The 1,177-nt window shown below is 63.7% G+C and carries 1 protein-coding gene; it reads left to right on the forward strand.

Annotated elements, in window-relative coordinates; all coding sequences use genetic code 11:
* Positions 1–211 precede the first annotated feature (211 nt).
* Entirely contained in the window at positions 212–1,159 is a 948-nt protein-coding gene (locus tag AC0L3S_RS39045) for an IS110 family RNA-guided transposase (RefSeq protein WP_473285273.1), read from the forward strand.
* Positions 1,160–1,177 lie beyond the last annotated feature (18 nt).

A 1,177-nucleotide genomic window follows, 5' to 3' on the forward strand; every position in this document is an offset into this window, starting at 1 on the left:
CCCTTGTAATAGCGCGATCAGTTATCCTGGACACGTTCCGTGAGGAATGGCCTGCCGCGGTTTGCACCCCGCGACAGGCCGCTGGCGATCGGATCGAGCCCACCCAGAGCAGTTTGTGGCTGCCCCGTAGCGTGATCGCGTCAGCACCTTCATCGGACCCGGATGGTTGCCGGAACAACTTGGTTCGCTTCACAAGGCAGGGTCGACGAAGATGACACAGACTAACATAACGACAGCCGGAATCGATACGTCCAAGGCCAAGCTGGACGTCGCGGTCCACGGTCGAACCGAACGCTGGCAGGTCGCCAATGCTTTACCGGGCTGGCGCGCTCTGGCAGCAAACCTGGCCAAGGCCGGCGTCACGCGGGTCGGGATCGAGGCCACTGGCGGCTATGAACGCGGCGTGGTCGAGCATTTGCGATCGGCCGGTTTTACCGTGCTGTTGCTGCAGCCGCTTCAGGTCAAGGCGTTCGCCAAGGTCCATTTACGCCGGGCCAAGAACGATGCGCTCGACGCCGTATTGATCGCCGCCTGTGCTGCGGCGCTCGATCCCCCTGAGATCGCGCCGGATCCGCGATTGACGGAATTGGCCGACTATCTGACCTTTCTTGAGCAGATCGAGGAAGACATCCGGCGCTTCAAGACCCGTCTCGAGCACATCGACGAGCCTGCGTTGCGACGCATCGTCGACAGCGACATCGCCCGGTTGAAGGCACGCAAGGCGGCGCAGATCCGTGACATTGCCAAGCGGCTTCGTGCCTACGACGACCTCGCCAAGCGGCTCAAGCTGGTGCTGAGCGTTCCCGGCATCGGCGAGCGGACGGCACTGGCGATCGTCATCCGCATGCCCGAGCTCGGTCGCGTCAGCCGTGAGCAAGCCGCAGCCCTGGCCGGGTTGGCTCCGTTCGACGCGGATAGCGGACAACAACGCGGACAGCGCAAAATCGCCGGAGGCCGCAGCCGCCTGCGGCGATCCCTGTTCGCCGCCGCCCTTCCGGCCGCCTTCCGTTGGAACAAGGCTCTGATCGCGCTGTACGCCCGCCTCATCGCGAAGGGCAAAGTCCACAACGCAGCACTCGTCGCCTGCGCCCGCAAGCTCCTGATCTACGCCAATACTGTCGTACAACGCGGCACGCCCTGGACCGAAAAAGCCGCCTAGCCTTTAATGGTTGCTACG

The organism is Bradyrhizobium sp. Ken01 (assembly GCF_055807355.1).